Genomic DNA, 7,600 nt, shown 5'->3' with positions numbered 1-7,600 from the left:
TGATTGAGGCCAATGATGGTCCCTTCAAAACGGCTTTGGATCGGACGAAATACGTCTCGAGACACGACACTGATCCTGATGAAGAACGCTCAAACGCGCAGCACTATTTGGTGGCTCTCAGCGAGCAGCTTGGCGATCAGTTGTATCTATTTGGTCCTCACCCGCGTCTGGCTGACCTTGCGATCCTGCCCTTCATTCGACAATTCGCCAATGTGGATCGCCCGCGATTTGATAAGGACGCTCCTGCGAACCTGCGAGAGTGGCTTGATCGGTTTCTTATGTCAGAACGCTTCAACGGAATCATGCAGAAATATCCCATGTGGAAACGAGGCGATGAACCTACGGCATTCTGCGGTTAGCGCACAAAAAAGGCCGCCCTACGGCGGCCTTTGTCGTTTTCAAGGAAACGCCTTTAGACGTTGTAGAGACCTTCATAAATCGGTCCCAGCGTTTCCATATCGAAGAGCGATGAAACGGATGTGCCATTCCAGATGTTCAACGTCGCTTGCGCAAACATGGGGGCCGTCGGAACGATACGAATGTTCGGAGCGTTCAACACAGGCTCTGTTGCTTGGATCGTGTCGGTGATTACCAAAGACTTCATCACGGAATTCGTCACGCGTTCTACCGCAGGGCCGCTGAGAACGCCGTGAGAGATGTAGGAGTGCACTTCCTTAGCGCCGTTCTCCAGAAGCACTTCAGCCGCCTTACAGAGCGTGCCAGCCGTGTCGCAGATGTCATCGACGATTATGCAGGATTTGCCTTCAACGTTGCCGATGATGGTCATCTCGGCAATCTCACCTGGTTTCTCACGACGTTTGTCTACGATAGACAATGGTGCGTTGATCCGTTTGGCCAATTCACGCGCGCGCGCAACGCCGCCGACATCAGGGGAAACGATCATCACGTCTTCCATCTGATCTTTGAAGTTGGTCATGATATCGAGCGCGAAAATCGGTGATGCGTAAAGGTTGTCCACCGGAATATCGAAGAAACCTTGGATTTGCGCCGCGTGCAGGTCCATCGTCAAAATACGTTCAATGCCAGCTTCAACCAGCATGTTGGCAACCAGTTTCGCGGTGATGGGCGTGCGCGCCTTGGTGCGGCGATCTTGGCGGGCGTAACCAAAGTACGGAATAACCGCTGTGATACGCTGTGCAGAAGAGCGGCGCAGCGCGTCTGCCATGATCAGCAATTCCATCAGGTTGTCGTTAGCTGGATTTGACGTGGGCTGAATGATGAACACATCTTCGCCGCGCACGTTTTCAAACATTTCAACGAAAATCTCACCATCGTTAAAGCGTTCAACACGCCCATCAACAAGGCCAACATTCATGCCGCGGTGCATCGACATGCGGCGGGCAATCGCGGTCGCCAATGGTTTGTTGGCATTACCTGAGATGAGTTTGGGATCGGTGAGATTTGGCATAAGTCGTGGTCCTTAGCAGCCTGATCGCGCGCAGAGATTCGCGAGGTTGACACCGCTTAGCATGGCTCTACCGTGCAGCAAAGCGCGACAATAACCGGAGAAACCAGATGCCACATATTGACTACTATTTGTCACCCCTTTCGCCCTACACATATTTAGCTGGTGCGCGTCTGGAAGAGATCGCAGAAAAGCATGGATATACGATCAATTACAAACCCTTGGACGTGGGCCAGCTGTTCACACGCACGGGTGGTCAGCTGCCCAAGGATCGCCATCCCAATCGTATGAGCTACCGCGCGCAAGAATTGCCGCGACAAGTGAAGAAGGCGGGCATGCCCTTGAACATGAAGCCGGCTCACTGGCCGACGAACGCTGCACCCGCAGGTTATGCGATCATTGCTGCCCAACGCACAGGCGGCGGCGATGTTGGTAAGCTGGCCCAAGCGATCTGCCGTTCTGTCTGGGCTGACGACAAGGAAATCGCCGATGACGACGTGATCCGCGCCTGCCTTGTCGAAGCGGGTTTTGACGCGGGTCTCGCGGACAGCGGTATGATGACATCCGCCGAAACCTACGCTGCTAATCTCGAGGATGCGGTTAACGCAGGTGCATTCGGCCTACCGTTCTATGTCACAAGTGATGATCAACGGTTCTGGGGACAGGATCGCCTCGATGATCTAGACGCTGTTCTGTCGGGTGAATTGTAAAGCATGAGCGCTCGCGTTCTGGCCGATTTCCCGAGCCACCTAAGTACCTATGGAACAGGCCCTCGTAAGGGGCTGATCTTGCACTGCTCGCTCGCTCATAGCGGCGTTTATGGTGCTATGGGTCAGAGTCTCGCTAATACCTTTAGCTTGATCGGGTTTGATCAACCCGGTCATGGGCGTGCGGCGGATTGGACAGGTGAGGGCGATCTTCAAGATCGGGTGACAGAGATGGCGCTCGATCTGTTGACGGAGCCACTCGATATTATCGGTCATAGCTTTGGCGGCACGGTTGCTCTTCGTTTGGCGATTGAACGCCCGGAGATGGTGCGCAGTTTGGTGCTGATCGAACCTGTTATGATGGCCATTGCCAAGAAAGATACGCCCGAGGTCTTTGCCGCCCTGCGGCATCAGTTGAGCGATTTCCAATCTGCGTTAGAGCAGGGCGATCGGGAGACTGCTGCACGTTTGTTCACCAAGACCTACGGGGATGGCCGTCCGTGGAACAGCCTCAGCGCCGAAAGCCGCGCCGCGATATCTGAACGTATCCACATGATTGGCGCGGGGCATCGCGGTGTTAACGAAGATTTCTACGATTTGATCGGATCTGGCGCGCTCGAGGCAATTTCAATACCCACCTCGATCATTGATGGCGGGCAGGGCGGTCCAGCAATGGAAAGCGTTTGTGCGGGTCTAGAACGTCGTCTGCAAAATGCTCAACGTGCCTGCATCAAGGGTGGGGGACACATGGCGCCCCTTACCCGCCCAGAGGCGGTTGCGCAGGAAATTCTGAACTTTGTTAGCCAGCAGCCAGCGAAATGAAGTGATCGATCTGATCATGACTGATCGACCAATCACAGACGAGCCGACACAAGAGCGGCTCGTTTGGATCATTGCCCTCAAGGCTTCCTTTCATAAGGTAATACACAGCGCCGCCGTCATGCAGACGCCTGTGCATCGCGCGTGGCATCAACGCAAAGACCATATTCGCGTCAGGCTCAGCTAAAAAACGAACGCCTTCTAGGCCACGCAAACCAGCGGCAAGGCGAGCCATGTTTGCATTGGCCGAGGCCGCGCTCTTGAGCCAGAGATCATCCGTCAAATAGGCGTCCATCTGCGCGGCGAGATAGCGTCCCTTGGAGAATAAATGTGCCCCGCGTTTACGGCGCAGTTCAAATTCCCACGATTTTGCAGGATCAAAGAAGATCACCGCCTCAACGCCCATCAAGCCATTCTTGGTGCCACCAAAACTAACCGCATCGATGCCAAGCTTCCATGTCATTTCCGCTGCAGAACATCCAAGCGCCGCCATAGCGTTGGCAAATCGCGCGCCATCCAGATGCACAGGCAGATCAAATTCTTTGGCCACATCAACAAGCGCCTTGAGCTCATCCAGCGTATGCACTGACCCCTTTTCAGCGACTTGTGTGATCGACACCGCGCCGCGTTGCGGGCCATGCACACCGCGCGTGCCCTCATTGGCGATGGCCTTTCGCAGATCATCTGGGCTCATCTTATCAACGGCGCAGGGCACCAGTGTCAGCTTTGCACCACCTGAATAAAACTCTGGCGCGCTGCATTCGTCCTCATGGATGTGTGACACGGCGGAACAGAACACAGTCTCATAAGGTTGCGACAAACAAGCCAACGCTAATGCGTTGGCCGCTGTTCCTGTCGCCACCAAATGCATCATCGCGTCTGGCGCTTCGAAGATATCGCGCAGCTTGGATTGCACCCGCTGCGTGCCGGCATCCGCACCATAAGGCATCGCGTAGCCCGCGTTGTCGCGGCTGATCGCATCCAAGACCTCTGGATGAACATAGCCTGCGTTGTCAGAAGCAAAAAACATTAGATGGGCTCCTCGATAATGTGTTCTTCCCACTCATCTTCATGCACTTCAAATTCTGGCACTGTCTTGCCCTTTACCGACACACCCGCGGCGTGAACGCTCGCTGGATCACCAGAAATCAGCGGGTGCCATTTTTCCAAAGGACGGCCCTCATACACCAATCGATAGGCGCAGGTTTGTGGCAGCCAATATTGATGCTCGGCGATATTGTCGGGCGTCATGACGATGCACTCGGGAATAAACTGATGGCGAATAGGATATTGCGAGCAATGACAGGTGCTGTCGTCGAGCAATCGGCAGGCGACATTGGTCAATGCAACCTCGCCGCTGTCCTCATCCTCAAGTTTGTTCAAACAGCATTTGCCGCATCCATCACACAGCGCTTCCCATTCTTTCTGGGACATCTGGGCCATGGTTTTGCGTTCCCAAAAGCGCGTGCCAAGACCTGCGCGCTCAATTGGATCGTCGCTCATAGTGCGGCCAAAATTTCGCGCGACTGCGCGCTGTCCGCATCCATTTGCGTAATCAAGGCCTCAAGGCCATCAAATTTCTCTTCACCACGCAGATATTCAACCAAAGCAACGGACAGCGTCGCGCCGTAAAGATCGCCGGAAAAGTCAAAAATAAACGTTTCGAGATTTGGAAGGTTTTCACCAAACATTGGGCGCACACCCATGGAGGCAACACCGTGATATCGCCCTTTGTGGGGGCCATCTTGCACGTCAACCAACACGGCATAAACGCCAAACTTAGGCGGATGCAGACCATCGATAGACATGTTCGCAGTTGGATAGCCTAGCTCGCGACCACGTTGTTCGCCGCCGATGACAATTCCCTCAATGCGGTGCCAATGGCCCAGCATTGCGGCCGCTTCACGTGGTTTGCCTTCAGTGAGCATTTCGCGGATGCGGGTTGATGAAACTTGCCCTTGGGCGCCTTCAATAAGTTCAGCCACGGTAACACCAAATCCTAGTTCTTTACCAAAACGAGACAGATCGCCAATCGACCCCGCGCGTTTATTCCCAAAACGAAAATCAGCACCAACAACGACATGGCGCAACCCCAACCCTTCATGAAGTACGCGCGTTGCGAATTCTTCTGGGGTTAGATCGGCCAAAGGCGTGTTGAAGTTCAGCTGATACAGACGTTTCACGCCGATCTTCTCAAGCTGCGTCGCTTTTGCGGCAGCGCTCATCAGTCGAAAGGGTGGGGCGTCTTTAGCGAAATATTCGCGCGGATGCGGATCAAATGTCAGAACGCCAAGTGGCGCACCAATATTTGCCCCCGCGTTGCGAGCAAGATCGATCACCGACTGATGTCCAATGTGAACACCATCGAAGTTACCGATAGCCGCGCTGGCACCGCGCGCGTCTGGATCGAGGAATGTATAGTCACGAATAATACGCATAGCCTTGGCCTAAAGGCCTAAAAAGCGATGCGCAAGGGGGCTGGGATCACTCAGTCGAACTTACGGGACGGCGCAAGAACCATCGCTTCGCCGATAAGCACTTTCTTACCGTCTACTAAGCAACGGCAATCCAGTTTCACTCGGCGTTTGGAGTGATCGATGTCAACAACTTCCACTTCGGCAAAAACCATATCGCCGGGGCGCACAGGCGCAAGAAACTTCAACGATTGACCCATGTAAACCGTGCCATGCCCGGGCAATTGTTCGCCAATCACTGCAGAAATCAACCCAGCCGTCAGCATGCCATGTGCGATACGACCTTCAAAGATCGTATCATTGGCATAAGCGTCATCCATGTGAACCGGATTGTGGTCCGTGGACACCTCAGCAAACATCTCGATATCGCGATCCGTCACTACCTTACGCAGGTGGCGCGTCATGCCCATTTCGATGTCTTCGATGCAAATCGTGCCGCGTGGTAAATTGTCCAACATGAAACCGCCCTTCAAAATGCGCCAAGCAATAAAATAGCGCTGAATTATATCATCTTGAAACTTTATTACTTTGCAAGTGCAGCATATTGCAAGGGTAAAGTTGCTATCTCAGATAGCCAATCGCATAGGTTGGTGCAGACATTTCCTTGTTTATATAGGCGTTGAGAGCATCTTCATCTGGTTGGGTCACGGTTTTCGTCTCTTCGCGAGCCAATCCACCCGTAATGAAGAGGGAATCAATGTCTTCGCCCATCGCGCCAGCGATATCTGTCAAAACACCATCGCCAATCGCAAGGATACGGTCGTCAGCGACCGGCTTGCCCAATGCAGCCAAACGTCGGCGCGCAAGATCATAGATCGGGGGATGCGGCTTTCCGAAATAGAGGCTCTCACCGCCCATCTCTGTATAAAGCTGTGCCAAAGCACCTGCACACCATTCCCGCTCTTCGCCGCGATCAACGACAATATCGGGGTTCGCACACAGCAGTTTCAGACCCTTTTGCTTGGCCAACAGAAACTGGGGGCGCATCTCATCCAGATCAGCTTTAGGATCAACAGGACCCGTGCACACAATGCCCTCGGCCTCGTCTAGTGAAACCTGTTCAATGGTCACAGGATTTTCGATCAGGTTCAAAGGCTTGAAAAAGCTCTGATCGCGACCCTCGCCGATAAAGTAGATTTTCTCTCCAACAACACCGCGAAACATTGCCGAACGCGCCGAATCGCCAGAGGTGGCAATGTCATCCCAAGCATCATCCGGCACACCAAAGTGAACGAGCTGCTTTTGCACACCTGCGCGTGGGCGCGGGGCATTGGTGACCAAAATAACTTTGCCGCCGCTTTGGCGATAGGTTTGCAACGCAGCAACGGCGTCGGGCATCGCTTTGATACCGTCATGAACGCAGCCCCAAAGGTCAACGAACAACGCGTCATACTGATGTGAAATCTCGGCAAGGGTAGGGACGATACGGGTCATATGGACGGGCCTCAAAGCAATTACAGTGCCTTGCTACACGAGCCGCGTTGAAAACGGCACCCCTTTCCTCTCTCCAAAAATATCCCCGCCGGAGGCACATACCCAAAAAAGAAAGTGCGCGCCCGATGAGGGCGCGCACAATGTCGGTGTATCAATTTGAGAAAAATCAGACCTTAAGGTTTGGGATGATCTGTTTCTTGCGACTGACGACGCCCGGTAGAACAACCGTGTCACCTGCCGCGTCCGCTTCAAAAGATTTCGCAGCGACTGTTTTCACCAGATCGTTTGGCACGAGCAGCGTGCTTTGCTCGTTCAGAATGTCGACAACAAACAACAGTACTTGATCAACGCCATCTTCGGATGCAACGCTTGTCATTGTCTCCATCAGGCTGTCTTTGCGATCCAGAACTGTCGCCGGGGATGTGGTTTCCAGAACAGAAACACGGAACTTTGTACCGTCGACTTCATACTCTTTGGAATCCATACGCAGCAATTCTGCGTCAGAGAAAGAAGACACATCTGACTTCGCCGCGAACATGTCCGCCGCGTAGGATGGGATGTCGAGGCCAAGATCAGCCGCCAGTTTTTCTGCAACGGCGCGATCGTGATCGGTCGTTGTTGGGCTGCGGAATTCCAGTGTGTCAGACAGGATGCAGGTCAGCGCTGCACCCTTCATGGCTTCAGGCATTTTCGCCGCGTCGTCGCCCATCAGGTCGTGCATGATTGTCGCTGTGCAGGCG

At 53.8% G+C, this 7,600-nt stretch carries 10 protein-coding genes; 3 read left to right on the top strand and 7 right to left on the bottom strand.

The genetic code is table 11. The features are described from left to right. A partial coding sequence (locus tag ABJQ89_RS00145) for a glutathione S-transferase C-terminal domain-containing protein (RefSeq protein ID WP_348494256.1) occupies nt 1–359 on the top strand: 359 nt, incomplete at its 5' end. A 53-nt stretch (nt 360–412) separates the two neighbouring features. Here ABJQ89_RS00145 and ABJQ89_RS00140 read toward each other — a convergent pair. Next, the gene (locus ABJQ89_RS00140) at nt 413–1,429 is read right to left on the bottom strand and encodes a ribose-phosphate pyrophosphokinase (protein WP_348494255.1); all 1,017 of its coding nucleotides are present in this window, start codon (nt 1,427–1,429) and stop codon (nt 413–415) included. Between the two features lie 107 nt (nt 1,430–1,536). Between ABJQ89_RS00140 and ABJQ89_RS00135 the strand changes: the two genes are divergently transcribed. Beyond that, nucleotides 1,537–2,136 carry a 2-hydroxychromene-2-carboxylate isomerase gene (locus ABJQ89_RS00135; RefSeq protein WP_348494254.1) on the top strand — a complete coding sequence of 200 codons (600 nt, stop codon included), beginning with the start codon at nt 1,537–1,539 and terminating at the stop codon, nt 2,134–2,136. Nucleotides 2,137–2,139: 3 nt separating this feature from the next. Beyond that, nucleotides 2,140–2,955 (top strand): alpha/beta hydrolase, encoded by an 816-nt coding sequence (locus ABJQ89_RS00130; RefSeq protein ID WP_348494253.1) that lies wholly within the window; start codon nt 2,140–2,142, stop codon nt 2,953–2,955. On the opposite strand, the gene ABJQ89_RS00125 is transcribed toward ABJQ89_RS00130, so the two are convergent. The 6 genes from ABJQ89_RS00125 to ABJQ89_RS00100 form a co-directional block, all read right to left on the bottom strand. Beyond that, nucleotides 2,933–3,982 carry a beta-eliminating lyase-related protein gene (locus ABJQ89_RS00125; protein ID WP_348494252.1) on the bottom strand — a complete coding sequence of 350 codons (1,050 nt, stop codon included), beginning with the start codon at nt 3,980–3,982 and terminating at the stop codon, nt 2,933–2,935. The genes ABJQ89_RS00130 and ABJQ89_RS00125 overlap by 23 nt on opposite strands. Next, the gene (locus ABJQ89_RS00120) at nt 3,982–4,455 is read right to left on the bottom strand and encodes a YcgN family cysteine cluster protein (protein ID WP_348494251.1); all 474 of its coding nucleotides are present in this window, start codon (nt 4,453–4,455) and stop codon (nt 3,982–3,984) included. Before ABJQ89_RS00120 ends, ABJQ89_RS00125 begins: the two co-directional genes overlap by 1 nt. Continuing rightward, entirely contained in the window at nt 4,452–5,390 is a 939-nt protein-coding gene (locus ABJQ89_RS00115; protein WP_348494250.1) for a bifunctional riboflavin kinase/FAD synthetase, read from the bottom strand. Before ABJQ89_RS00115 ends, ABJQ89_RS00120 begins: the two co-directional genes overlap by 4 nt. A gap of 50 nt (nt 5,391–5,440) precedes the next feature. Next, on the bottom strand, nt 5,441–5,884 hold the full coding sequence (locus ABJQ89_RS00110; RefSeq protein ID WP_348494249.1) for a MaoC family dehydratase: 444 nt from the start codon (nt 5,882–5,884) through the stop codon (nt 5,441–5,443). A gap of 103 nt (nt 5,885–5,987) precedes the next feature. Then, entirely contained in the window at nt 5,988–6,860 is an 873-nt protein-coding gene (locus tag ABJQ89_RS00105; protein ID WP_348494248.1) for a TIGR01459 family HAD-type hydrolase, read from the bottom strand. Between the two features lie 166 nt (nt 6,861–7,026). Next, nucleotides 7,027–7,600: DHHA2 domain-containing protein (locus ABJQ89_RS00100; RefSeq protein ID WP_348494247.1), on the bottom strand; the 574-nt coding region annotated here is incomplete at its 5' end.

Source organism: Planktotalea sp. (assembly GCF_039984035.1).
GTDB lineage: Bacteria > Pseudomonadota > Alphaproteobacteria > Rhodobacterales > Rhodobacteraceae > Planktotalea.
Note: the sequence above shows the minus strand (reverse complement) of the source record. Positions and strands in the feature narration are given on the sequence as shown.

Excerpts from the sequence above, each read along its gene's own strand:
- ABJQ89_RS00140 (WP_348494255.1), bottom strand. The coding sequence starts at position 1,429 with ATGCCAAATCTCACCGATCCCAAACTCATCTCAGGTAATGCCAACAAA.
- ABJQ89_RS00135 (WP_348494254.1), top strand. The coding sequence starts at position 1,537 with ATGCCACATATTGACTACTATTTGTCACCCCTTTCGCCCTACACATAT.
- ABJQ89_RS00130 (WP_348494253.1), top strand. The coding sequence starts at position 2,140 with ATGAGCGCTCGCGTTCTGGCCGATTTCCCGAGCCACCTAAGTACCTAT.
- ABJQ89_RS00125 (WP_348494252.1), bottom strand. The coding sequence starts at position 3,982 with ATGTTTTTTGCTTCTGACAACGCAGGCTATGTTCATCCAGAGGTCTTG.
- ABJQ89_RS00120 (WP_348494251.1), bottom strand. The coding sequence starts at position 4,455 with ATGAGCGACGATCCAATTGAGCGCGCAGGTCTTGGCACGCGCTTTTGG.
- ABJQ89_RS00115 (WP_348494250.1), bottom strand. The coding sequence starts at position 5,390 with ATGCGTATTATTCGTGACTATACATTCCTCGATCCAGACGCGCGCGGT.
- ABJQ89_RS00110 (WP_348494249.1), bottom strand. The coding sequence starts at position 5,884 with ATGTTGGACAATTTACCACGCGGCACGATTTGCATCGAAGACATCGAA.
- ABJQ89_RS00105 (WP_348494248.1), bottom strand. The coding sequence starts at position 6,860 with ATGACCCGTATCGTCCCTACCCTTGCCGAGATTTCACATCAGTATGAC.